Origin of the sequence: Bifidobacterium sp. W8114, from assembly GCF_016101165.1 — a bacterium.
Lineage (GTDB): Bacteria > Actinomycetota > Actinomycetes > Actinomycetales > Bifidobacteriaceae > Bombiscardovia > Bombiscardovia asteroides.
The window spans coordinates 256,076-279,696 of sequence record NZ_JACFRA010000001.1 but is presented as its reverse complement, the minus strand read 5'-3'; the positions used below and the strand labels follow the sequence as shown (position 1 = coordinate 279,696).

The following is a 23,621-nucleotide window of genomic DNA, read 5'->3' as shown; positions in this document are numbered from 1 at the left end:
TTCCTGGGGTGATCCACTCGCTCCGAACTGTCCGGAATTGGCCTCTTCCGACATGGCCGCTATGCCCCTACGACGAAGGCGGGCAGATCCAGTGAGTGCATGTCTCCACCACGATCCTGGTGCTCCCAGAGCGCACAGGCGCAAGCTCGCACAGCATCCAGATCAGACAGTGGATCGCCGCCTCCCTCAAGAGCACGCAAGGTGATATGCCCGTCATCATCTACTTTTGCTGTTTGACCGCCGCAGTGCCATGTCTGGTCTGCCTCCTTACTGGGCTGGGGTTGTGGCGAGGTGAGGCCGCGCAGGTCTTCAGCCAGATAAGTCGGCCGCAACTTGGCCGGTGCAGTCAGAATGGCGGGTGTTCGCGCCACGCCTGTAAGAACAACCATGGAGTCGTACCCACCCCGGTTGGCTGCCTCGATGTCGGTGTCCAGACGATCACCTACAGGCAGGCATTGGTCAACGTCCAAGTTCTTCTCCTGGCTGCCAGCCAACAGCTGCCGAGCCTCGTCGTACATGGCCGATTCCGGCTTGCCGGCTGAGTCCTCCGGCTGCTTGCCAGTAGCCAGAATCACCGGTTGGAGCATGGCTCCGTTGCCGGGTGCCATACCTCCTTCGCGGGGCAGGGTCCTATCCTTGTTGGTGGTGAAGTAACGTGCACCGTTTTCGATGGCAAAGGCGGCCTGGGCCAGATCCTGCCAGCCCAGTTCGGGATACCAAGCCTGAATAACAGCCACTGGCTGATCTGCAGCCTTGTCCACGGGCACCATCCCGTTGAGGCGGATCTGATCTCGTAGATGATCGGATCCGATAACCAGTACCCTGGCTCCCTCCTGCAGGTGTCGGCGCAGCATTCGTGCGGCAACGACGGCCGATGTGATGACCTGACCATCGTCCAGGGTCAGACCGAACCCGCGCAGCTGATCGGCCACTACATGGGGAAACCGGGATGCATTGTTGGTCGTGTAGGCCATGCGCATGCCGAGCGTCTGAGCGCGGTCGATGCCCTCGGCCGCATGCTCGACAGGGTCAGCGCCCCGGTAGACCACCCCGTCCAGGTCCAGCAGGGCCAGACGGTAGGTCTTTGCCGGAGCGTCATCAGTTCCTTTGAGGAAGACGGTCACGATTCAGCCTTGTCTTCATCAGAAGTATCGGACTCCTTGACCTGCTCATCCCTGACCTGCTCATTTTGAACATCGATAGTGTCTGACTCGGATCCTGCAGCCTGGACCGTCGTGTCACCACCGACGTCAGCAGCCGATTCACCGGTAACAGCCACGCCAGTTTCGTCACCAACTTTGTCGCTTTGAGAACCATCGTCTGAAGTTTGCGCATCAAGACTGGTTGACTCTCCCCTTGATTCCTCCACAGCATCTGATGATTCCCGCATTCCAGATTCCGGCATTCCGGATGAACCAGCTGAGTCAGACGAACCTGTTGAACCAACCGTGTCAGGGATAACGGCTGAATCGGAAGATTCAGTCGAATCACTTGAGCCACCTGTGTCAGTTGAGCCCGCTGAATCGTTCGAAGCTACTGATTCAGGAGATTCCTCAACCTTACTGTCATCGGCACCCTGATCGGATGCATCAGTGACATCAGCCTCCTCCGAATCATTGTCACCGCCATCCGGGTCAATGGAGAGCTCCTCCATCATGGCCGAATCCAGGTGCTCCAGGTCATAGTCAATCAGGATCTCCTCGGACTGTCCGTCCTTCTGGCCATCTTCGTCCTCATCCTCGTCGGCATACTCCGCTTCCAGCCGATCCAGCAGGGGTTCCAACTCCAGAGCCTCCTGGCTGCGACCAGCCTGTTCAAGGAAGTTCTGCTCGGCCTGCACGGCACGCATCCGGTAGTCGCCACTAAGTCCGCGGGCCTTGACCAGGGCCTGAACGGTCTCGATGGCCTTGTCCCACAGGCCCAGATCGCCCAGCGCTCCGGCATAAACCAGGAACATCTCCGCCTTGGATTCGCCCTGCAGCTGGCTGCCCTCCTCGGAGGTGGCCTCCTCAATGGCCTTGCGGGGATTTCCCAGACCACGTTCACAGTCGGCGATGAAGGGCAGGTAATCGGAATAGCCGTTCATGCGGTGCGCAGTGCGGAATTCCTTCAGGGCCAGCTTGTAGTCGCCCTGGCGGTAGGCCACCAGGGCCAGCGTCTCACGGGCAAGATCGATTCGCGAGGCCTGCCGGGCAGCCCACTTGGCATGAGCCAGGGCCCCCTGGGGATCGGTCTCCTCAAGCGCGTAGGCGGCCAGGATGTGCAGGCCGATGTTCTCTGCGTGCTCCTTGCTCAGTCCACGTAGGCGCAGGCGATCATCCTTGGAGAGCATGGACCATTCCAGGCCCTTGGGCATCTTGGGCTCGCCAGGCCGACGATCCGTGTAGGGGTTCTGCGAGGGGTAGGAGATGGTCCCGTCAGAGTTGCGGCGACCACGGTCATAGCCATTCTGGCGGTCACGTTGATAGGCCCCGCGGCGGTCGTCATGGCGATAAGCGTCACGACGACGCTCATCACGGCCGCGCTGGCCCTGATACCTGTCGCCACGGGAACGGTCGCCCCGATAGCCGCCTTGACGATGGTCATCACGGGAACGGTCGCCATAGGAGTGGTTGCCGTAGGGACGATCCCCATGTGAACGGTCATGACGTGGACGGTCATCACGGGAGCGGTTGTTCCAGGGGCGATCCCCACCGGACCGCTCATCCTGCCGACGATCAAACCTCCAGTCGTCATTCCGACGGCGGTCCCCGTGGAAGCCCTGGCCACGATCACGGTCACGGTCATGCCGCTGGTAGCCATACCCCGACCGACCGCGGTTGTTGTCACGATCACGATGCCCATATCCGCCATTCCCGTTGGCATGGAAGTCGCGACGTGGACGGTCGCCATCCTGCCGACGGCCGTGGCGGTCGTCACGCCTGTCAAAATGCCGATCCCGGTCGGAATCCCTGCGGAAGCCGCCGTGACCATCCTGACGGTCATGTCTGTATCCGCGATTGTCACTCTCGAACCGGTCGTGCCCGCGCCCGCGGAAGGGCCGCTGGCCATTCCTGTTCTCGGAACGACGCTCTTCGCCGCCCTCGCTGTCATGGTTTCGGAAGTTGCCGGAACGGTGACCCCCCGAACGATAGCCTCCGGAGCGGTATCCGCCCGAGTGCGAACCGCCCTTGTGGAAGCCCGAAGAGCGATGGCCGCCCGACCGGAAGCCGCCTGGGCGCGAACCGCCCCGGCCCCGTCCGCGATCGCCCCGGGAATGATTGTGTTCTTCTGCCATCAGTGTCCTTAATTCCTACGTTCCTACTTGCCGGCCCGACGCTCAAGCGCGCCCAGGGCCTTCTTTCCTCTGCGAACCAGGGCGAAGCGCCCATGCAGAAAGTCCTTGTTCTCCAAAACTTGATCCGGATCCTCGACCCGCTGGTTATTCAGGTAGAAGCCGCCCGAGGCCACAGTCTTGCGCGCCTCGGAGACCGAGCGGAAGAGCCCGACCGCAACCCCGGCCTCCACCAGACGCTGGCCCTCGCTGGCTGCGGGCAGGACTCGCCCACCTTGACCATCATCGACTTTGAGGCCATCGAGTGCGGAATCCAGCACATCCTCGTCCAACTCCTCCAGGGTCTTGCCGCGACCAAAGAGGGCACCAGAGGCATCAATGGCCCCCTGGGCGGCATGCTCGCCGTGCACATATGAGGTCACCTGCCAGGCCAGAACCTTCTGGGCCTCCCGCGCCCCCGGATCCTGGGCGGTCCTCTCCTCCAGACGCTCGATCTCGACCTTGGGCAGGAAGGTGAAGGTCTTCAGCAGCTTGACCACCTGGTCGTCAGGCTGGTTGAACCAGAACTGGTAGAAGCGATAGGGGCTGAACATGGTGGGATCCAGCCAGACCGCATTGCCTTCGGACTTGCCGAACTTCTTGCCCTGGGAGTCGGTGATCAATGGGCTGGTCATCACGTTGACGGAGGCATTGCGCACCTTGCGAATCAGGTCCAGGCCGCTGGTCAGGTTCCCCCACTGGTCGCTGCCGCCCAGCTGCAGACTGCATCCATAGCGGTCGAAGAGCTCCAGGAAGTCGTTGCCCTGAAGCACCTGGTAGCTGAACTCGGTAAATGAGATGCCCTCGTCGGAGTCCAGACGGCGGGCCACCGTGTCCTTGGCCAGCATGGTGCCCATGCGGAAGTTCTTGCCCACATCGCGCAGGAAGTCGATGGTGCTCATAGAGCCGGTCCACTCATAATTATTGACGAATCGGACGGGATTGTCCCCCTCGGTATCCAGGAAGCGCCCGATCTGGCCACGCAGGCGCTCGGTCCATTCGGCCACGGTCTGCTTGGGATTCAGGGTGCGCTCCCCCGACTGCCGAGGGTCGCCGATCAACCCGGTGGCCCCGCCCACAACAGCGATGGGATGCAGACCGGCCGCCTGCAGGTGGCGCATGTTGAGCAGCTGGACCAGATTGCCCACGTGCAATGATGGGGCCGTGGGGTCAAATCCGCAATAATAGGTCACCGAGGGGTCGGCCAGCACCTTCCTGAGCTCGGACTCGTCCGTGCACTGGGCAATGAGACCGCGCCACTTGAGTTCGTCGAAAAGCGAGTCGAAACCCGCCTGCCTGAAATCGGTGACCTGCGACATGAGAGGCTACTCCCTATCGAATATTTGATGAATGTATGCTAAACCCTACTATTCTTGCAACAGATACCGACACGGCAGAGCCTCGAACCACTGCAGACAAGGCCGCATCAAGCCGGAATCACCAAGGCACGAAGCCGGACTGATTATTTATTGCGGATCAGCCGCTGTCGATTGACTATTGACCACTGACTGTCTCTCTAAGGCAGGGCCGATCCGAAGGAGCCTCTCAGCATAATCGCTGCATTCAAATCAGGAATGTGCCGATACAGATAACTGATTAATCAAGTCTTGGGGAATGTGGTCGACCACGCAGGCGGCCATGCGCTGGTACCCTTGGACTCCCGGATGAAAGTGGTCAATGCCCCAGAAGTCGGGTCGGTCGGTGCCAACGTCGTCGCGGGTGGCATCCACGAAAGGCACCGAGGCGTCTTGGCAGACCTGACGGCTGGTCTGTGTCTGACGGGCTATCCGACGCTCCACCTCGGCCCTGAGCGCCCTGCCCAGGGCTGGATCCCGATAGAGCTGACCGGAGCTGAGGACCAGCACCTGACGGCCCTTATCTTTAGCCAGCTCGATGCTGGCTGCCAGGTCATCCCGCCACTGCTCATCGGTGCGGTTGGCCATGATGTCGTTGGAACCTGCACACAGGACCAGCAGATCAGGATGGTCCTGCAGAGCGGGCAGGAATCTATAGCGCACCCTGCGAATGGTGGCCCCGAGCCGACCCTGGGTCGACCAGGATACCGGGCGCCCCAACCGGGCGGCCAGGCAGGCGGCTATATCAGGGACGAAGCCCTGGCTCTGGTCCTCCACCCCGCAGCCGACCGCCATGGAATCGCCCACCACCAGCATGGTCAGCGGTTCCAGGTCGCGACCTTGATCCGGAGGCGAGCACAACCCCTGGCGTGAGCCGGGCGGTTCCTTGGCCAGAGTGATGTGCTGCTTGGCCCACCAAGCCTGGACCAGTGCCACCGGATTCATGTTCGCCGCCGCCTTTCGCTCTTTGCCGTCCCCCTTGAGGAATTGCCGTTCGGAATTCTAACGCGGCCACCGGCCTGGCGGAAACCAGAGAGCTCACCTGGGCGGGCGGTAGGCAGGCCCATCAGACTGCGAGTCGGCGAAGGCCTTCAGTTCCTCCAGCTCATGTGCAGCCTTATCCATCTGCTCCTTGACCCTCTCCGGTGCGGTGCCCCCCTGGCCCTGGCGAGCGCGCACGGCTCCCCCGGCGGTCAGGACCGAACGGACTTCAGGAGCCCTCTCGGCGGGCACCCAGTCAGCGAAGACCCTGACGAAATCGTCATCCTCCAGATCAGCCAGCTCGCAACCTCGCCCCTCGGCCAACTTGACGCAGGTCCCGGAAAGCTCATGGGCATGCCGGAATGGCACTCCTTCCCTGACGAGCCACTCCGCCAGGTCGGTGGCAAGAGCGAAGCCTGTGGGGGCCTGCTCCTCCAGGCGATCCTTGTTGAAGGTCAGAGTGGCAATCATGCCGGCAAAAGCGGGCAGCAGGACCTCCAGGGTGTCCACCTGGTCGAAGACCGCCTCCTTGTCCTCCTGCAGGTCACGTGCATAGGCTGTCGGCAGCCCCTTGAGTGTGGTCAACAGACCAGCCAGATCCCCGACCAGTCGACCGGCCTTGCCGCGAGCCAGCTCGGCCACGTCGGGATTCTTCTTTTGGGGCATGATGGAGGACCCAGTCGAATATCCATCGTCCAGGCGGACGAAGGCGAACTCCTGGGTATTCCAGATGATGATCTCCTCGGCCAGTCTGGACAGGTCCACGCCGACCATGGCGGCGACGAAGGCGAATTCGGCCACCACATCCCTGGCGGCTGTCCCGTCGATGGAGTTGGCGCATACCCGGCTAAAGCCCAGATCCCGTGCCACCGGCAGTGGGTCCAGCCCCAAGGTGGTGCCCGCGAGCGCACCAGATCCATATGGACTGGCATCGGCACGCTGGTCCCAGTCCCTCAGGCGCTCCAGGTCACGGACCAGGGGCCAGACATGGGCCATGAGCTGGTGGGCCAGCAGGACCGGCTGGGCGTGCTGCATATGGGTGCGCCCAGGCATGACCGTGGTCCCCGCCGCCCGAGCCTGATCCATCAGAGCCTGGGCCGTGCGCAGCAGATCCTTGGCCAGCACCCGGGCGTGACGACGCAGCCAGATTCGAATCAGGGTGGCGATCTGATCATTGCGCGAGCGCCCGGCCCGCAGCTTGCCGCCCAGCTGGTCCCCTGCTATGTCTATAAGGCCGCGCTCCAGTGCCGTGGCCTCGTCCTCATCGCCAGGCTCAGGGGCGAAGGCACCGGAGTCCACCTGGTCCTGGAGCTCATCCAGGGCCTGCTCCATACGTTCCAGCTCGCCGTCATCCAGCAGCCCAGCACGGTTGAGGGCCCGGGCGTGGGCACGGGAACCAGCCAGGTCGTCATCGGCCAGGCGCCAGTCGAACTGGGTGGACCGGCTGAGCTCGACCAGCGCCGGCGAGGGCCCTCCGCTGAAGCGCCCGCCCCAGAGGGCCATGGGCTTGTCGTCGGTGCTCACTGCTCTTGCCCGTCCTGTGCGATGCCGTTGCCAAAGCGCATATCGCGTGCAGCGGCCACCTTGTCGGCCAGACCATAGATGGCGATGAACCCGTTGGAGGCATTCTGGTCGAAGCTGTCACCCGACTCGTAAGTGGCCAGGCTGTAGTCGTAGAGGGAGCTGTCGGACTGTCGGCCGGTGACCACAGCCCGTCCCCCGTGCATGACCATGCGGATGCGGCCGGAGACATAGCGCTGGGTCTCCTCGATGAAGGCGTTCAGAGAACGGACGGCCGGCGAGTACCACTGAGCATCGTAGACCAGCTCTCCCCAGCGCTTGTCGATGTCGCGCTTGATCCGGTGCTGTTCACGCTCCAGGCAGCAGTTCTCCAGCTCCTGGTGGGCGGTGATCAGGGCCACGGCACCTGGTGCCTCGTAGAGCTCGCGGGACTTGATACCAACCAGCCTGTCCTCGATCAGATCCACACGTCCGATCCCTTGGGCTCCGGCCCGGCGGTTCATCTCCTCGATGGCCTCCAGGGGGGTGACGGCCCTGCCGTCGATGCGCACGGGGATGCCCTGCTCGAAGTCGATGGTCACCTCGTCCTCGACCGGCGGGAATGCCGGATCGTCGGTGTAGGAGTAGACATCCTTGGTGGGACCGTTCCAGGGGTCCTCCAGGTAGCCGGTCTCGATGGCCCGTCCCCAGACGTTCTGGTCGATGGAGTAGGGGCTCTCCTCGGTCTGCTCGATGGGCAGATGGTGCTCCTTGGCATAGGCGATCTCTACATCCCGCATCAATCCCAGGTCACGGATGGGGCTGATGGCCTTCAGCGAGGGGTCGATGGACATGATGGAGACCTCGAAACGGACCTGGTCGTTGCCCTTGCCGGTGCAGCCGTGGGCGATCGTATCAGCACCATACTGGTGGGCCGCCTGGACCAGATGCTTGGTGATCAGCGGCCTTGAGATGGCCGATACCAACGGGTAGACGCCCTCGTACATGGCATTGGCCTTGAGCGCCAGCATGCAGTAATCCCTGGCGAACTCGTCCCGGGCATCCACCACGACGGACTCGACGGCTCCGCAGTCCAGGGCCCGCTGGCGGATGGTCTGCAGACGCTCCCCGCCCTGGCCCACATCCAGGGAGACGGCCACCACATCCTTGCCGGTGCGCTCCTTGAGGTAGGGAATGGACACCGAGGTGTCCAGGCCGCCTGAGTAGGCCAGCACGATGCGATTGTTTTCGGTCATGGCGATCCTCTTTCCTTGTAATTTCACACTTGCAGATGCTGAATTGGTATCTTCGGCACTCATCGGGCCCTGGCATCCTCCTGGCCTGAGACGATGGTCATGAGCCAGTCGGCCCGGGATGATGCCGCCTGATCGTCGGCGGCGATGATCAGAATCGTGTCGTCCCCGGCTATGGTGCCCAAGATGCCCTTGATGGGCTGGCGGTCCAGGGCTGAAGCCGCGTACTGGGCGGCGCCGGCCGGGGTTCTGACCACCAGAAGGTTGCGGGCCCGGGCCACCGAGGTGATCAGCCCGGTCAGAATCTTGGCCAGGTAGGCATCGGTCTTGTTCTCCCCCTCGACCTCAGGCCCCTCGGCTGCAGCGGCCTCCATGGCCTGCTGATCGGTGGTGGCGGGAATCCAGTAGGCCATGCTCCCATCTGCATAGCGCAGCTTGGTGGCGTGCAGGTCGTCCAGATCCCGGCTGAGGGTGGCCTGGGTCACTTCGATGCCCTGATCAGCCAGCAGGGCCGACAGCTGCTGCTGGGAGTTGACACGATGTCGGTTCAATGCCTGGCGGATGGCGTCCAGCCTGGCCACCTTGGTCGTTGGACGCATCAGCACACCCCCCGCAGGAGGGATTCATCACCCCGGGAGCGGGCCACCAGCCAGGTCATCAGGGCCTTCTGGGCGTGCAGCCGGTTTTCCGCCTCGTCCCAGACCACGGACTGTGGACCGTCGATGACCTCGGCCGTAACCTCCCGGCCCCTGTAGGCGGGCAGGCAGTGCTGGAAGAGGGCATCCGGGCGGGCATGGGCCATAAGTGCGGCGTTGACCTGATAGGGCAGGAAGGGATGGGAGCGAATGGCGTACTGGTCCTCCTCGCCCATGGAGACCCAGGTGTCCGTGAAGACGCAGTCGGCATCCTCCACGGCCCGGACCGGATCCGTGGTGACCAGAATGGATCCCCCGTTTTCAGCAGCCAGAGCCCGAGCTTGATCCACCAGACTCGGATCAGGCAGGAAGCCGCGTGGGCCGGCAATACGCACGTTCATGCCGGCCACAGCCCCGCCCAGCAGATAGGAGTTGGCCATGTTGTTGGCTGCGTCTCCCAGGTAGGCGATGGTCGTGCCGGCCAAGGCGTCAACACCGCCCCTGTGCTGTGCCAGGGTCAGGAAGTCGGCCAGGACCTGGCAGGGATGGAAGGAGTCGGTCAGCGCGTTGATGACGGGCACGGTGGCATGTGCAGCCATGGTCTCCACCCGATCCTGGCCAAAGGTGCGCCAGACTATGGTGGATGTCATCCGCGTCAGCACGTTGGAGGTGTCCGCCACGGGCTCTCCACGGCCCAGCTGCGAGCCAGAGCTGTCGATGACCATGGGATAGCCGCCCAGCTGGGCCACGCCCACACAGAAGCTGGTTCTGGTGCGCGTGCTGGGCTTGTCGAAGATGATAGCCACGGCCTGAGGCCCCTGATAGGGCTGAGATAAATAGGGATTGGCCCTGAACGCCATGCCCAGTCGAAGAACCTCCAACTGCTCCTCATGGTTGAGGTCGTCGTCACGCAGCATGTGCCGCAAACCGTTGTTCATCTCTGCCTCCCTATCGATATGGTCATGTACGTCATTGATGGCTGATCTCACTGATCATCCTGCCGCATGCCCCTGTCCGCGAGACTGGCCGGAGCCTTGGACAGGATGTCCACGGCCAGGTCGATCTGATCGGCCTGGATGATCAGGGGCGGGGCCAGACGCAGGGCATCAGGCGCCACTGCGTTGACAATCAGCCCATGGTTCAGGGCCCAGGAGGCCAAATCCCCGGCACAGGAAACGCTCAGCTGGACCGCATCCAGGAGCCCCCTGCCCCTGACCTGGGTATAGAGGGGATTGCCACAATCGGTAAGGCCGGCACGCAGCCTCTCCCCCATCTGCCGCGCCCGTTCCAGCAGACCCTCCCGCTGGATGGTCTCCAAGGTGGTCAGTGCCAGGGCCGATCCCAGGGGATTGCCGCCGAAGGTGGACCCGTGCAGGCCAGGGGTCAGCAGACCTGATGGCCCAGGGCCGAAGGTGATCATCCCGCCCATGGGGAAGCCGCCTGCGACCCCCTTGGCGAAGGTGAGCACGTCCGGGCAGGCTCCTCCGGACAGGCTCTGGTCCTGGAAGGCGAACCAGTGGCCGGTCCTACCCATGCCGGTCTGCACCTCGTCCAAAATCATCAGGGCCCCATGTCGGCTACAGAGCTCACGCACCTGGCTAACGTAGTCAGGATTCAGCGGCAGCACCCCGGCCTCTCCCTGAATGAGCTCCAGAATGATGGCAGCCACCGGCTCTCCTGAGGTCTCCCCCTGTGCGAAAGCCTCTTCTATAGCCTCGTCGTCTTCTGCAGGCAGGAAGCCCATACCCGGAACCAGGGGCTGGAAGGGCTCACGGATGGCAGGTTTCCATGTCAGGCTCAAGGAGCCCATGCTGCGGCCGTGGAAACTATGGATAAGAGCCAGGATCCGACCGGGATGCCCGCCCATGCGGGCGCCATGCAAACGGGCAAGCTTGATGGCCGCCTCATTGGCCTCGGTTCCCGAGTTGGCGAAGAAGATGCGGGATCCCTTTGGGGCCTGGGCCAGGTCCAGCAGTCGTTCGGCCAGCTCGATCTGAGGCTGTGAAGCGAAGAAGTTGCTGATGTGGGCCATCTTTCCAGCCTGCTCAGCCAATGCCTTGTTCCAGGCAGGATGGGCGTAACCCAGGGCATTGACCGCGATGCCGGCCATCATGTCCAGGTAGCGGTTGCCGTCCAGGTCCCAGATCCAGGCACCTCGGCCATGGTCCATGACCCTGCCCGGTCGACCGAAGACCTGCATGTGGACTCGCTCATAGCGGTCTGCCCATTGACTGCTCTGCGGCCCCTCGGGAGTCCTCATGGGCTCAGCAGTTTCGGCAGTGGACGCATCAGCCTTCGTCATGACTCCTCCTCATGATCATGTCCCGGCCCGGCGTGACCACCGTGCCGATGCCATTGCGGGTGAATATTTCGTTGAGCATGGAATGCGGCCGCCGCCCATCGATGACGTGGGCCTCCCCCACCCCGGAGCGCACGGCCTGCAGGCAGGCCTCCATCTTGGGTCGCATCCCCTCATGCATGTCCTCCAACATATCCTCCAGCCGGTCCACACCGATGCTGGAGACCAGGGAGTCGGCTTGAGGCCAGTTGGCGTACAGTCCCTCCACATCGGTAAGAATGACCAGTTTCCGTGCCCCCAGAGCTACTGCCAGAGCCGAAGCGGCCGCATCGGCATTCACGTTGAGCACCTGGGTGGGATCCTGCTCGTCAGGAGCCACAGAGGAGACTACAGGAATTCGCCCGGCATCGATCAGGTCCTCGACGGCCGAGGCATCCACGCCTACGACTTCGCCTACCAAGCCCAAATCAACCGGCTTGCCATCCGCCATGCCGGTACGGCGGGCTGCACTGAACAGGCCAGCATCCTCCCCTGACAGGCCGACAGCCATGGGACCGTGTGCATTGATGGCACCGACCAGATCCCTGCCTACCTGTCCGGTCAGCACCATCCGAACCACCTTCATGGTTTCGGGGGTGGTCACCCGTAGGCCGCCGCGGAAAACCGAGGGAATGCCCAGAGCCTGAAGCATACGGGATATCTGCGGACCGCCCCCGTGCACCACCACCGGATGCATGCCCACCTGCCTCAAGAAGACCATGTCCTGAGCGAAGCACTGCCGTAGATGGTCATCCACCATGGCATGGCCGCCGTATTTGACTACGATCCGCTGTCCGGCGAACTCCTCCAGCCAGGGCAGGGCTTCGATGAGCACCTGGGCCTTGCGGGCGTCCTCCAAGGCCTTTTCATCTCCGGCATCCTGCTCGTCTTCCGCCATCCTCTTCCCCTTCCTTATAACCATCTTCCGATCGCTGCAGCTCTTGGTGCCGCCTCTTAATCAGGTTTCCCGTCAGGTGTGGTACTCGGCATTGATGGTCACGTATTCGTGGGTCAGATCATCGGTCCATACCGTGGCCTGGCCGTCACCTTGTCCAAGGTCGATGTCGATATGGACCTCGGGAACGTGCAGGTCGACCAGCTCCGGGTCCTGGCCGGGACGGCCCCCCTGGCAAACCTTGATGCCGTTGAAGCTTACATCCACATGGGCCGGATCATAGGCCGCCGTCGCAACCGGCACTGTGCCCAGCGAGGACACCACTCGACCCCAGTTGGGATCCTCACCGGCCACCGCGCACTTGAGCAGCGTGGAACCGGAGACCGCCCTAGCGCAGGCAAGCGCCGCATCCTCGCTCTCGGCACCATCCACACGGATGCGAATCCGATGGCGGCTGCCCTCACCGTCCGCCACGATCCGATGGGCCAGGTCCGCACAGGCCTGAGCGAGCTTCTCCTGGAACTGGCCGGGGTCAGGCCGTATACCAGATGCCCCGGAAGCCATCAGCAGGACGGTGTCATTGGTGGACATGCATCCGTCCACATCGATCCGGTTGAAGCTGAGCCGGCAAGCCTCGGACAGGGCTTGACGTGCCTGCTCCGGCTCCAGAATGGCATCGGTGGTGATTACGCAGATCATGGTGGCCAACTGCGGGGCGATCATCCCGGAGCCCTTGACCATGCCGCCCAGCCGCCAGCCGGATCCGTCCAGGGCCACTGTCTTGGTGCAGGTGTCGGTGGTCAATATGGCCTTGGCGGCCTCTTCACCAGCCTCCTGGCTGGCCGACATCTTCTGGGCGGCCTGGTCGATGCCGGTCAATATGGAATCGAGATGAAGCAGATGGCCGATGATCCCGGTGGAGCAGACAGCGACCCGCTTGGTCGGCAGGCCCAGTTTCTCCCCTGTACGCTCGGCCATGGCTCTGGCCTGGTCCAGGCCCTCGGGACCGGTGCAGGCGTTGGCATTGCCGGAGTTGATGACCACCGCTCCAGCATGGCCTTCTTCAAGGATTCGGCTGGTCCAGATGACCGGAGCAGCCCGGAAACGATTGGGTGTGAAGACCCCAACAGCCGTGTCCATGGGTCCGCTGTTGACGACCAAGGCCAGGTTTCGGCGCTGTGAACCTCCCGGTCGATGGGCGATGGCGGTGCCGGTCCGGAAGCCTGCAGGATAGGTGATGCTCATGGTGCCACTCCTATGGTTGTCAGTCCGGTCTCCTCGGGCAGGCCCAGAGCCAGGTTTACGGCCTGGAGGGCCTGGCCTGCGGTGCCCCGGGTCAGGTTGTCGATGGCGGCGAAAGCGTAGAGGCGGTCGGCGCGCTGATCCACGGCGACTTGGATTTGAGCGCGGTTGGAACCATACACATCTGCCGTGGAGGGAAGCCTGCCCTCAGGCAGCAGATCGACAAACGGCTCCTCGGCATAAACCTCTTCCCAGACGGCGCGAATTTCAGCCATCCCCATGCTTTGCCCACGCGCGCTCAGCCGGGCCGAAACCACGGCCAGTATCCCGCGTGACATAGGAACCAGAACGGGAGTCAGCCCCAGGCGGATAGGTCCCCGGGACCCGTCGCTGTTGGGGTCCGCGGCTGCGGCCTTGCGCAGGTTCTGCAGAATTTCGGGTATATGCCGGTGGGTTCCTGCTACCGAGTAGGGATGGGCCGAATTGATGGCCTGGGCTGCCAGCAGGTCCATTCTGCCACTTGAGCGTCCAGCGCCCGAGTAACCGACAGCAAGGTCGGCCACCAGATCATCGGTCTGGACCAGTCCGGCGGCCAGGGCTGGCTGGAAGGCCAGAGTGACTGCTGTGACATTGCACCCAGGACCGGCGATCCGTCGGGTCCGCCCAAGCAACTGACGCTGACGACCCCCGCCCGGGTTGAGCAGCTCAGGCATCCCGTAGGTCCACGGGCTCGAGAAAGGTCCACCATAGTAGCTTTTCCAGTCGCCCGGGTCCTCCAACCGGTGGTCAGCACCCAGGTCGACCATCAACGATTGATTGTCCAGCTTGTCGGCCAGGGGACCCGAAGCCCCGTGAGGCAGGGCCAGAACCACCAGATCATGGCCAGCCAGTGTCTCCGGCTCAGTGTCCTGAATCTGCATGGAGGCCAGCGACTCAGGAAGATTGGGCGAGAATTCTCCCAGCAACCTGCCCGCTGAGCCATGGCCAGTGACCGTGCATACCTGAAAGGCAGGGTGGGCCGCTAATAGACGAATCATCTCCGAGCCGGCATACCCCGAAGCTCCCGCTACAGCCACTGTGTATTGCCGCATGAGTGCTCCCTTCGTCGGGCACAATCATACATACTCATGCAATAAAGCGCATATTTATGCAGTTCGGCGTGTCGTTATACCTCTGCCTTAACTGTGCAGCACTCTCTTCCGTGCGAAGGGGTCATAACCGGAATCCCGGTTGCGGATATATTCCATTTGCATGCTGGCCTTGTCCGCAGTCTCGGACCCGCATGTATCCTCCACAAAGGCCAGGGCCATATCGATGCCGGCCGAGATGCCCGAAGAGGTACGAAACCTTCCATCGACCACCCAGCGGGCATCCCTGATCCAGTCCACCCGTTCGCCAGTGCTGACGACCCAGTCAAAGGCCAGGTCATTGGAGGTCGCACGCCGACCATCCAACACACCGGTGGCCGCCAAGAGAGCCGAGCCTGTGCAGACCGTCATTACCTGCGGCGAACGAGTGGCCAGGCTTGCCAACTGGCCTATCCAGCAATCGTTCCCAACCAGGGCTCGCGTACCGGACCCGCCGTGTATCAGCAGAACCCCCTTGGGATCAACCTCTTCAGGCCCCATGGCTTCGACCCTGACACCGCCATCACCGACTTTCACACCGGGGCCGTCCAAGGAGAAAGCCGTACGCGGGCGTCATCAGTGTTGTCGAAAACATCAAAGGGACCAAAAACATCCAAGGGTTCGAATCCATCGAGTACAACGATATTGACATCCAGAACCATTTGAATGAAGCTCTCCACCCCTGCAGACCTGCCACTCAACAACCCCACGGATGACAATGTCATCAACGTTTTGATCAATGGTGCCGCTCATGCCTATAGCAACCAGGATTCCCCACCCTCAATCACAGCCCGCATGCTATGGCCTCAACAGGTACCGGATCTTTCGCTGATACCGGCGGCACCTACACCTCAGGACCTTAAGAGTTCAGGCGCTGACACCGCCGCCATCGGAGCCTCCCCCGCCCGTCGAAGGCGACGGCATCATCTGCTGGTAGAAATCGTTTAGGGAAATCCCGTTGATCAGCAGCCAGATCCAAGCCAAGGTGAAGAGCAGGTTGATGATCAGGGCAGCCATGGCCAGCCCGTAACCCTTCATATGCAGGCGATGCGTCCGATACATGGAAATGCCGCCGAGCAGAGCTGGAATCACAGGCATGGGTAGGAAGAGAGCCATGAAGAAGGCGATGATCGCACAGGGATCCCAGTGACCGTAGACCGGATTTTGGGATGGATCGTTCAAATTGGGCATACCCTGGGGATACCAGCCTGGCGTGCCGCGATGATCCTGAGGATTCCCGGGATTCCCGCCGCGTCCAGGGGCCGGCTGCCCCGCCATGGGCATGGGTCGGTTGGCGGGGTTGCCCTGGGATGAATCGGACTCCTTGGCCTTGGGTTCCGGGTCTGGGCGACCGTATATGTACGGATTCCATCCAGGATAACGATCGGCACGCGCGCCGTACAGGGGTTGGTCGCCCCCATCATGATCCTGGCGGTCAGGTCCACCGGCTGTGCCCTGTTCTTGAGAATCCGTCATGTCCCTCGGTCCCCTTGATGCCCGGTCAGGCGCGCAGTATGGCGCCCAGACCAGCGGTCTTGTCCACGATGGCCTGGCGCAGGGATTCGCTGTCCTCGGACGTCAAAGTGCGGTCCGGGGCGCGGAAGGTGACTGCGAAGGCCAGCGATTTTGCATGCTCACCGATCTGATCGCCAGTGAAAACGTCGAACAGCTCGATGGATTCAAGACTAGACCCAGCCGCTTCTCTGATGGCGGAAGTCAGGTCGGCGGCCGAGACCGTGTCCGGCACGGTGAAGGCCAGATCCTGACGGACCGGCGGGAAGGTCGAGACAGGCTTGGCCTGCAGGGGGGTGTAGTCCAGGTGGTCCAGCACCATGTCCAGGCTCAGCTCGAAGGCGGCCGAGTGGGCAGGGAAGCCCAGAGCCTGATCAACCCGGGGATGCAGCTCGCCCACCATGCCGACGAGTGTGCCGTCATTGAGAACCAGCCTGGCGGCACGGCCTGGATGCCATTGGTCGGGCACCTGCTCGGCCGAGGGCTGCTCCAACCGATAGTCGGCGCCCAGCCTGTCCAGGACCCGCCGAGCCGATTCGACTGCATCGGTCCAGTCCACGTCCCTGGTGTCCTTGAGCCAGCCATCCTCCTGGGCGCGGCCGGTCAGCAGGGCCGCCACATGCAGTCGTTGCTCTGGCAGACCCTGGTCCAGGCGGGCCAGATCCTCATCGCTGGGCCGTACACCGCCCGGAAGGGTGGGCACCGCAGGAGCCTTGGGATCCCGACGGAAGACATAGCCGATCTCGAAGAGACGCACATCCGTGTTGCCACGCCGCAGGTTGCGCTCCACGGTGTTGGCCAGTGGCAGCAGCAGGTTCTGACGCAGGTAGGGCCTGTCAGCGGCCATGGGGTTGGCCAGCTCCACGCTGTTGACATGGACCTCGTCAGGATCCATACCGAAGGCCTTGAAATCATTGTCGCCGACGAATGGGTAATCCAGAACCTCGGTCAACCCATACTCGGCCAGGGTGTCGGCCACCCAACGGCGACGCTGCTGGCGATCGGTCAGGCCAACAGCACCGGACACCTTGGGTGATGGCACGGTGACGGGGATGCGGTCGTAGCCCACCAGGCGTGCCACCTCCTCGACCAGATCGCAGCCCTCACCCAGATCGGACCTCCAGGTTGGCGGGGTCACCGACAGCTTTCCGACCGGATCTCCCTGGACCGTGCAGCCGATGTCGCGCAGGATGTCCACGATGCGCTGGGGCTCCACTTCCAGACCGGTCAGCCGGGCCACCTCGCTGACGGCAAAGTCGATGACCGGCATGGGCTTGGTCTGATTCATGTCCAGCGGGGCATCCAGGTCCTGGCCACCGGCAAGACGATGCAGCAGATCAGCGGCCATGGCTGCGGCGGCCGGTTGCATCTGCGGATCGACCCCGCGTTCAAAGCGCTTGGAGGCCTCCGAGGGCAGCTTGTGGCGACGGGCCGTCCGTGCGATGGTCACTTGGTCGAAGTGGGCGGACTCGATCAGGATGTTACGTGTCTGATCGGTCACCTCCCCATACAGGCCGCCCATGACTCCGGCCAGTCCCAGGATGCGGGACCCCTCTTGCCCCTCGGGCGAGTCGGTGATGAGCAGATCTTCGGTGCTGAGCTCGCGATCCTTGCCATCCAGAGTGGTCAGATGCTCACCCTGCCTGGCCCTGCGGACGACGATGGGCCCGCTGAGCTTGTCCAGATCGTAGGCGTGCAGGGGCTGTCCAAGATCCAGCATGACGTAGTTGGTGATATCCACAGGCAAGCTGATGGAGCGCATGCCGGCCCGAACCAGCCGCCGACGCATCCAGCTGGGAGTCGCCGCCTTGGGGTCGCACCCGGTCAAGGCCCGCAGATAGTAGCGGTCACAGCCGGGCTGACCATGAATGGGGTTTTCATCCTCAACATGCACGGCCAGCGGAGCCTGATCCTCCTGAGCTGCGGAGGGCGGCACGGTCTTGTTCAGCTCAATCACCGGATCCGTGTACTCGGCGCCCGTGGAGTGGTGATATTCCCTGGCAACCCCCCGGTAGGAGAAGGCATAGCCGCGGTCGGGGGTGATGTTGATCTCCAGGACAGGCCTGTTCATATGGAGCAGAGCCATGGCATCGTCCCCGGGCTTGAGCTGCTCGTACTGTGCGGGGGTGAACCCGTAATTGCGCAGCAGGATGATGCCCTGATGATCCGACCCCAACCCCAGCTCGCGCTCGGAGGCGCACATGCCATCCGAGATGTGGCCATAGGTCTTGCGCGGTTCGATACGGAAGTCCCCGGGCAGGACGGCCCCCGGCAGGGTCACCACCACCTTCTCGCCCGCAGCCATGTTGGGGGCGCCGCAGACGATGCCCCGGGGCACCTTGCGACCCTGGTCGTCCACGGCGTTGTACTGCTCGCCCACATCCACATGGCACCAGTTGATGGTCTTGCCGTTCTTCTGGGGCTCGGGCTCGGCATCCACCACATAGCCGACCACGATGGGGCCGGTCACCGTGGACTGGTGAATGTCCTCTTCCTCCAGACCGACCCGGACCAGGTCCTTGGCCAGCTGTTCATAGGTCAGATCCTCAGGGATCTGCACATGCTCCTTGAGCCAGTCGATATCTATCATTGGCATCTGACGGTCACTCCCCCATCTCGAACTGCTGGCTGAACCGCACGTCGCCCTCGACCAGGTCGTGCATGTCGTTGATGTCGTGGCGCAGGAGCAGGGTGCGCTCCATGCCCACGCCGAAGGCGAAGCCTGAGTACCGCTGCGGATCCACGCCGGCCGACCTCAGAACGTTGGGGTTGACCATGCCGCAGCCTCCCCATTCGATCCATCCGGGTCCGCCCTTCTTGTCGGGGAACCAGAGATCCATCTCGGCGCTGGGCTCGGTGAAGGGGAAGTATGAGGGCCGCAGTCTGGTCCGGGCCTCGGGACCGAACATGGCCACGGCGAGCTTGTCCAGGGTGCCCTTGAGGTCGGCCATGGTCAGGTGCTCATCGACGGCGATGGCCTCGCACTGGTGGAATACCGGGGTGTGGGTGGCATCCAGCTCGTCGGTGCGGAAGACCCTGCCCGTGCAGGCCACGTAGAGCGGCACGCCACGGGTTATCAGGGAACGGGCCTGATCGGGCGAGGTATGGGTGCGCATGACCATGTTGGAGCCGACGAAGCCGGCGGCATCCCTGGCCTGGCTGCCCTTGACGTAGAAGGTGTCCTGCATCTGGCGGGCAGGATGGTCTGGGCCGAAGTTGAGGGCATCGAAGTTGTACCACTCGGCCTCCAGCTCAGGACCCTGGGCGATGCTCCAACCCATGGAGACGAAGAAATCCTCCACGTCCTCCATGAGTTTGGACAACGGGTGGCGGGCGCCCTGGGGACGGCGGTTGACCGGCAGGGTCATATCCACCTGTTCGGCGGCCAGGCGGCGGGACTCCTCCTCCTGGCGCAGCTGCCGCTCCTTGAGCCCGTAGGCACGGCCGAAGTCAGCCTTGAGCTTGCCTGCCAGACGCCCGGCGGTCTTCTTCTGATCCGCTGGCAGCCGTCCGATCATCCGGCCTGATCCGGCCAAGGCTGAACCTGTCCCTGCATACTTGGCCTTGATCGCCTTGAGTTCTGCCAAATCGGAGGCTTCGCGAATCCTGCCAATGCCCTCGTTGACCTCGTCGGTCATCGCCGCGGGGTCGAATTCTTCCTGTGCCACCATGGACCTTTCCACTGTTGCCAATGCCGTGTCCGGGCCGCAAATCAGCGGAAATCCCGGTCGTTGACGCCTTCACATTCTTTCAATACGACTCGACATGGCCATGGCATAAAGCAGCACCGCCGCCGAGGTGGCCAGGTTGAGGGATTCAGCCCGCCCATATAGAGGGATGCGGACGATCTGATCCATGGATTGCAACAACTCCTTGGGCAATCCGCGTGCCTCATTGCCAAAGAGCAGAGCCATGTGCTGACCAGCCAGGTCCGGCTTGGCCTGGGCACCGCCCGCCATGAGGTCTGTCAGCAAGCGGACCGGTTTGTCCGGCGTGCCATAGACATCCGCGGCCACCATGGTCCGGCCCTGCCGCCTGCACAGGGCCAGGAAGTCCTCAGTGTCCATGGTCACCAGGGGTATGTGAAAGGCCGATCCGGCCGTAGAGCGAATGACCTTAGGATTGGTGGGTTCCACGCACTGATCCACCAGTACGACCGCCCTGCAGCCTGCGGCATCGGCGGTCCGAATGACGGTTCCGGCATTGCCCGGGTCACGAATCTGCCAGAAGGCCGCCACCAGGTCGGGCCCCTCCCCCGTTAGGCGCTGTGAACCTTCAAGGTCCGTCGATTGTGCCAGAAATCCGTCCGTACGCGCCTGGGCCAGGATTCCCTGGGCATTGCCGCTGATGGCACGCATGACCCGGGACGAGACGAAGTGTACGTAGCAGTCAGGCAACTCCCGAGCCTGCTCCACGATGGCGCCCACGGTCTCGTTGAGCGGTCGTGGATGACCGCCCTTGGATACAGGAAAGGACTCATCCGCCTGAATATAGAGGTCGGTCAGCAGATCGGGACGCCAGCGGACCGCCTCGCGCACGCTCTGCGGCCCCTCTATCAGGAAGCGGCCATGACGCTGCCGGGCCCGCCGATCCTGCAGTTCAGCCAGGCGACGAATTCGTTGGGCACGTGGATTGTCGAGGAGGGAGTCATCAAAGCGCATGGGCACAACTTTAGCCCCGGCAGCCGAGAGCACTGCTGAGGGATCCTCATGAACCCACATCTGTGGGAAATTTCACTGAAAGAAAGGTCCTCACCCCTTGTGCTTGGCGAACAAGGGGCTAGGGTAAAAGAACCGGTCGGGTCGACCACGTCCATAGCTGGTATGGCGCAGACCGACCATGGCACATCTGGCTTGGCCAGAATCATTGTGAGGAGACGATATGCCCGTATACACACTTCCTGATCTGCCCTACGACTACTCGGCACTGGAGCCGTACGTGTCCGGCAAGATCATGGAACTGCACCATGACAAGCACCATCAGGCTTATGTGAACGGGGCCAACAAGGCCCTGGAGCAGATCCACGACGCCGCCGAGTCCGGCAACGTGGCCCAGTCCAACCTGCTGGAGAAGAACCTGGCCTTCAACCTGGCCGGACACAAGAACCACTCCATCTTCTGGAAGAACATGGCCCCGGCCATCGGCCAGGAGCCCACCGGCGAACTCAAGGCCGCCATCGAGGATCAGTTCGGATCCTTCCAGGGCTTCCAGACCTACTTCGAGTCCATGTGCGCAGGCATCCAGGGCTCCGGCTGGGCCGTTCTGGCCTGGGATACCCTGGGCGAGCGCCTGGTCACCCTGCAGATGTACGACCACCAGGGCAACCTGCCCGTCACCATCTTCCCGCTGGTCCTGCTGGACCTCTGGGAGCACGCCTACTACCTGGAGTACCTGAACGACCGCGCCAGCTACGTCAAGGCCTGGTGGCACATCGTCAACTGGGAGGATGCCTCCAAGCGCTTCGACGAGGTGCGCAACATCAACACCACTCTGGCCAGGTAAGAGGCCAGCGCTTCCAAACACAGAGGAACCCTGGCCCTTTTCCCCTCTCTGCGGGGGGTGGAGAGGGCCGGGGTTCCTCTATAGCTGGAGCCTGCGGAAAACCTGGCGGATCAGTTGCCGAAGAAGGCGATGGAGCCGGTCAACGCAGCCACAGTCAGTGAGATTGCAGGCACAGACAGACATATGAGCAGGAAGCCCACATCACGTGGTCTGACCTTGGAGACCTTGGCATGGGTGCGCGGTGTGATGCCGCCGAAGCCCCGAGCCTCCATGGCCGTGGCCAGGGTCGTCGAACGCCTGATGGACAGAACCAGCAGGGCGAAGGCCTGGGGCATGAAAGCCTTGAAACGGTTCTCGTCTCCCAGCCCACGACTGCGGCGCGAGGCGGTCAGAGCCGACCAATCATCCTTAAGAACAGTGAAGAGCCGCATGCCGGCCAGCCCACCATAGACGAAGCGGTCAGGCAGATGGAGCACCTGGCTAAAGGCATCGGCCAGGTCGGTGGCATCTATTCCCAACACGGTGATGATGGCAGGGATTCCTATGGCCAGGATCCGCAGTGCAGTAGCCAGGGCCAGATCCAGCGAGCGCTGGGTGATGTGGATCATTCCCCACTGCCAGAAGGTGGCACCGCCGCTCTTGCCGTAGAGGATAATCGCCAGGGCCGAACCCGGCGCCCCCAGGAAGATGGGCCAAGTGGATCTGACCACGCGCAGGGGCGTGAAGCCTGCCGCACCCAGCAGCAGGAACTCCAGGATCAGGGCCGTCGTGGCCGAGACCGGGTCCAGGCTGATCAGCAGGGGCAGAGCCGCCAAAAAGGCCCCAATCAGACGGAAGGCCGGATTGATGGAGGCTATGTATGGTGACCGGCTGGCCGGCTTGATCGGCTCATTCCGCTGATCCATGGGCGTGACGGTCAGTCTGGCGGCAACAGTCTCCTGATGAGCCTGCAAATCTGACCCGGCTGTAGGCCAGATTGCCTTCTTGGCCCCTGGGGGCATCATCTCCACCAGGCGGGCATCCAGGGCCTGGACCAGTTCCCGGTCGTGGGTGACCAGGATGATGCAGGCTCCCTGGTCGCGCAGGTCTGCAATCAGCTGGGCCATGCTGACCCAGGTGTTCCTGTCCTGCCCGAAAGTGGGCTCGTCAAGAATCAGCACCTGGGGTGCGGCAGCCAGGGCCGAGGCCACGGTCAGCCGCCGCTTCTCACCGCCCGAGAGCGTGTAGGGGTTGGCGCGTGCGTACTGCCTCAGACTGAAGCGGTCCAGCAGCTCCAGGGCACGGGCCTGGGCCTGGTCCTCGGTCATGCCGGTACGGATGGGGGCCAGCTTGACCTCATCCAGGACCGTGCCCCGGGCGAACTGATGCTCTGGATTCTGAAAAACATAGGCGATGCGTGCCGCCAGTTGGGATGAGGTCCACCGGATGGGCTCGGGCTCCGCAGGCATCTGCCCTTGGGGTACCCGAAGCAGGTGATCCAGGGCAAGGACCGAACCATCCACCGGCTCCAGCAGGCCAGCCAGGGTCATGGCCAGAGTGGACTTGCCGGCTCCGTTGACCCCGACCAGGGCAGTAACCTGCCCGGCCCTGAATTCCAGATCGATGTGCTCGGCCACCGCCTTGCCGCGACGGCCCACCGCCAGATCCTGAGCGGCCAGCAGGACGGGATGTTCATCCTGGCCGGTACCTGATTGCTCGGATCTGATCCTGTCCTGGCCGAGCTCAGGGAGCGAATCCTTGGCGCCCCTATAGGCCTCGGGAACCCATATGCCCAGGGAGGCCAGATCCAGTCCGGAATCTGTGAAGACATCCTCGGGACTGCCGTCGGCCATAATCACGGTCTTGCGATAGACCGCAGCACCCGAACCGCCGGCATCGCCTTCAACATCACCCAGCCCAAGCACGATGACCCGGTCGATCATGTCCATCCAAGGCCCTGCCCGGTGCTCGACCAGAACCATGGTGGAA

The 23,621-nt window shown here is 62.9% G+C and carries 18 protein-coding genes and 2 pseudogenes; 1 reads left to right on the top strand and 19 read right to left on the bottom strand.

Translation table 11 applies throughout. The features are described 5' to 3' along the window. Positions 1-59: 59 nt before the first annotated feature. The 17 genes from H3T89_RS01170 to H3T89_RS01090 form a co-directional block, all read right to left on the bottom strand. The gene (locus H3T89_RS01170; protein ID WP_198203499.1) at positions 60-1,124 is read right to left on the bottom strand and encodes an HAD-IIA family hydrolase; all 1,065 of its coding nucleotides are present in this window, start codon (positions 1,122-1,124) and stop codon (positions 60-62) included. Further along, positions 1,121-3,277 carry a helicase gene (locus H3T89_RS01165; protein WP_198203498.1) on the bottom strand — a complete coding sequence of 719 codons (2,157 nt, stop codon included), beginning with the start codon at positions 3,275-3,277 and terminating at the stop codon, positions 1,121-1,123. The genes H3T89_RS01170 and H3T89_RS01165 overlap by 4 nt, the downstream gene beginning before the upstream one ends. Positions 3,278-3,300: 23 nt before the next feature. Beyond that, positions 3,301-4,632, bottom strand: coding sequence for a tyrosine--tRNA ligase (tyrS, locus tag H3T89_RS01160; protein WP_198203497.1), 1,332 nt, complete (start codon positions 4,630-4,632; stop codon positions 3,301-3,303). Positions 4,633-4,881: 249 nt separating this feature from the next. Next, positions 4,882-5,613, bottom strand: coding sequence for an SGNH/GDSL hydrolase family protein (locus H3T89_RS01155; RefSeq protein ID WP_198203496.1), 732 nt, complete (start codon positions 5,611-5,613; stop codon positions 4,882-4,884). A 93-nt stretch (positions 5,614-5,706) separates the two neighbouring features. Continuing rightward, on the bottom strand, positions 5,707-7,152 hold the full coding sequence (gene argH, locus H3T89_RS01150; protein WP_232348405.1) for an argininosuccinate lyase: 1,446 nt from the start codon (positions 7,150-7,152) through the stop codon (positions 5,707-5,709). Positions 7,153-7,169: 17 nt separating this feature from the next. After that, a complete protein-coding gene (locus H3T89_RS01145) occupies positions 7,170-8,405 on the bottom strand; it encodes an argininosuccinate synthase (protein ID WP_198215982.1) in 1,236 nt (411 codons plus the stop codon). A 59-nt stretch (positions 8,406-8,464) separates the two neighbouring features. Then, positions 8,465-9,001 carry an arginine repressor gene (locus H3T89_RS01140; RefSeq protein ID WP_015022062.1) on the bottom strand — a complete coding sequence of 179 codons (537 nt, stop codon included), beginning with the start codon at positions 8,999-9,001 and terminating at the stop codon, positions 8,465-8,467. Further along, entirely contained in the window at positions 9,001-9,975 is a 975-nt protein-coding gene (gene argF, locus H3T89_RS01135) for an ornithine carbamoyltransferase (protein ID WP_198215981.1), read from the bottom strand. The genes H3T89_RS01140 and argF overlap by 1 nt, the downstream gene beginning before the upstream one ends. A 47-nt stretch (positions 9,976-10,022) precedes the next feature. Continuing rightward, positions 10,023-11,297 carry an acetylornithine transaminase gene (locus tag H3T89_RS01130; protein ID WP_198216178.1) on the bottom strand — a complete coding sequence of 425 codons (1,275 nt, stop codon included), beginning with the start codon at positions 11,295-11,297 and terminating at the stop codon, positions 10,023-10,025. A 28-nt stretch (positions 11,298-11,325) separates the two neighbouring features. Next, positions 11,326-12,273 (bottom strand): acetylglutamate kinase, encoded by a 948-nt coding sequence (gene argB / locus H3T89_RS01125; RefSeq protein WP_198215980.1) that lies wholly within the window; start codon positions 12,271-12,273, stop codon positions 11,326-11,328. Positions 12,274-12,345: 72 nt separating this feature from the next. Further along, positions 12,346-13,515: a bifunctional glutamate N-acetyltransferase/amino-acid acetyltransferase ArgJ gene (gene argJ / locus H3T89_RS01120; RefSeq protein ID WP_015022066.1), complete on the bottom strand. Its 1,170-nt coding sequence runs from the start codon at positions 13,513-13,515 to the stop codon at positions 12,346-12,348. Then, entirely contained in the window at positions 13,512-14,603 is a 1,092-nt protein-coding gene (gene argC / locus H3T89_RS01115) for an N-acetyl-gamma-glutamyl-phosphate reductase (RefSeq protein WP_015022067.1), read from the bottom strand. Before argC ends, argJ begins: the two co-directional genes overlap by 4 nt. A gap of 87 nt (positions 14,604-14,690) precedes the next feature. Then, entirely contained in the window at positions 14,691-15,176 is a 486-nt protein-coding gene (locus tag H3T89_RS01110) for a DJ-1/PfpI family protein (protein ID WP_198215979.1), read from the bottom strand. Between the two features lie 330 nt (positions 15,177-15,506). Beyond that, positions 15,507-16,115 (bottom strand): DUF4190 domain-containing protein, encoded by a 609-nt coding sequence (locus H3T89_RS01105; RefSeq protein ID WP_015022069.1) that lies wholly within the window; start codon positions 16,113-16,115, stop codon positions 15,507-15,509. Positions 16,116-16,140: 25 nt separating this feature from the next. After that, complete coding sequence (gene pheT / locus H3T89_RS01100) at positions 16,141-18,747, bottom strand: phenylalanine--tRNA ligase subunit beta (protein WP_198215978.1); 2,607 nt, start codon at positions 18,745-18,747, stop codon at positions 16,141-16,143. Between the two features lie 7 nt (positions 18,748-18,754). Continuing rightward, positions 18,755-19,822: a phenylalanine--tRNA ligase subunit alpha gene (gene pheS / locus H3T89_RS01095; protein WP_015022071.1), complete on the bottom strand. Its 1,068-nt coding sequence runs from the start codon at positions 19,820-19,822 to the stop codon at positions 18,755-18,757. Between the two features lie 69 nt (positions 19,823-19,891). Then, complete coding sequence (locus H3T89_RS01090) at positions 19,892-20,812, bottom strand: TrmH family RNA methyltransferase (protein WP_198216177.1); 921 nt, start codon at positions 20,810-20,812, stop codon at positions 19,892-19,894. A gap of 220 nt (positions 20,813-21,032) precedes the next feature. Between H3T89_RS01090 and H3T89_RS01085 the strand changes: the two genes are divergently transcribed. Next, entirely contained in the window at positions 21,033-21,653 is a 621-nt protein-coding gene (locus H3T89_RS01085) for a superoxide dismutase (protein WP_015022073.1), read from the top strand. A gap of 110 nt (positions 21,654-21,763) precedes the next feature. On the opposite strand, the pseudogene H3T89_RS09165 reads toward H3T89_RS01085, so the two are convergent. Together H3T89_RS09165 and H3T89_RS09160 are read right to left on the bottom strand one after the other, a co-directional pair. Next, a pseudogene (locus H3T89_RS09165) lies at positions 21,764-22,492 on the bottom strand (energy-coupling factor transporter transmembrane component T family protein); the annotation flags it as partial. Between the two features lie 309 nt (positions 22,493-22,801). Then, positions 22,802-23,485, bottom strand: a pseudogene (locus tag H3T89_RS09160) (energy-coupling factor ABC transporter ATP-binding protein); the annotation flags it as partial. Between the last annotated feature and the right edge of the window lie 136 nt (positions 23,486-23,621).

Coding starts and splice junctions, on each gene's coding strand:
- H3T89_RS01165 (WP_198203498.1), bottom strand. CDS start 3,277: ATGGCAGAAGAACACAATCATTCCCGGGGCGATCGCGGACGGGGCCGG.
- tyrS (WP_198203497.1), bottom strand. CDS start 4,632: ATGTCGCAGGTCACCGATTTCAGGCAGGCGGGTTTCGACTCGCTTTTC.
- H3T89_RS01155 (WP_198203496.1), bottom strand. CDS start 5,613: ATGAATCCGGTGGCACTGGTCCAGGCTTGGTGGGCCAAGCAGCACATC.
- argH (WP_232348405.1), bottom strand. CDS start 7,152: ATGGCCCTCTGGGGCGGGCGCTTCAGCGGAGGGCCCTCGCCGGCGCTG.
- H3T89_RS01145 (WP_198215982.1), bottom strand. CDS start 8,405: ATGACCGAAAACAATCGCATCGTGCTGGCCTACTCAGGCGGCCTGGAC.
- H3T89_RS01140 (WP_015022062.1), bottom strand. CDS start 9,001: ATGCGTCCAACGACCAAGGTGGCCAGGCTGGACGCCATCCGCCAGGCA.
- argF (WP_198215981.1), bottom strand. CDS start 9,975: ATGAACAACGGTTTGCGGCACATGCTGCGTGACGACGACCTCAACCAT.
- H3T89_RS01130 (WP_198216178.1), bottom strand. CDS start 11,297: ATGAGGACTCCCGAGGGGCCGCAGAGCAGTCAATGGGCAGACCGCTAT.
- argB (WP_198215980.1), bottom strand. CDS start 12,273: ATGGCGGAAGACGAGCAGGATGCCGGAGATGAAAAGGCCTTGGAGGAC.
- argJ (WP_015022066.1), bottom strand. CDS start 13,515: ATGAGCATCACCTATCCTGCAGGCTTCCGGACCGGCACCGCCATCGCC.
- argC (WP_015022067.1), bottom strand. CDS start 14,603: ATGCGGCAATACACAGTGGCTGTAGCGGGAGCTTCGGGGTATGCCGGC.
- H3T89_RS01105 (WP_015022069.1), bottom strand. CDS start 16,115: ATGACGGATTCTCAAGAACAGGGCACAGCCGGTGGACCTGACCGCCAG.
- pheT (WP_198215978.1), bottom strand. CDS start 18,747: ATGCCAATGATAGATATCGACTGGCTCAAGGAGCATGTGCAGATCCCT.
- pheS (WP_015022071.1), bottom strand. CDS start 19,822: ATGGTGGCACAGGAAGAATTCGACCCCGCGGCGATGACCGACGAGGTC.
- H3T89_RS01090 (WP_198216177.1), bottom strand. CDS start 20,812: ATGCGCTTTGATGACTCCCTCCTCGACAATCCACGTGCCCAACGAATT.
- H3T89_RS01085 (WP_015022073.1), top strand. CDS start 21,033: ATGCCCGTATACACACTTCCTGATCTGCCCTACGACTACTCGGCACTG.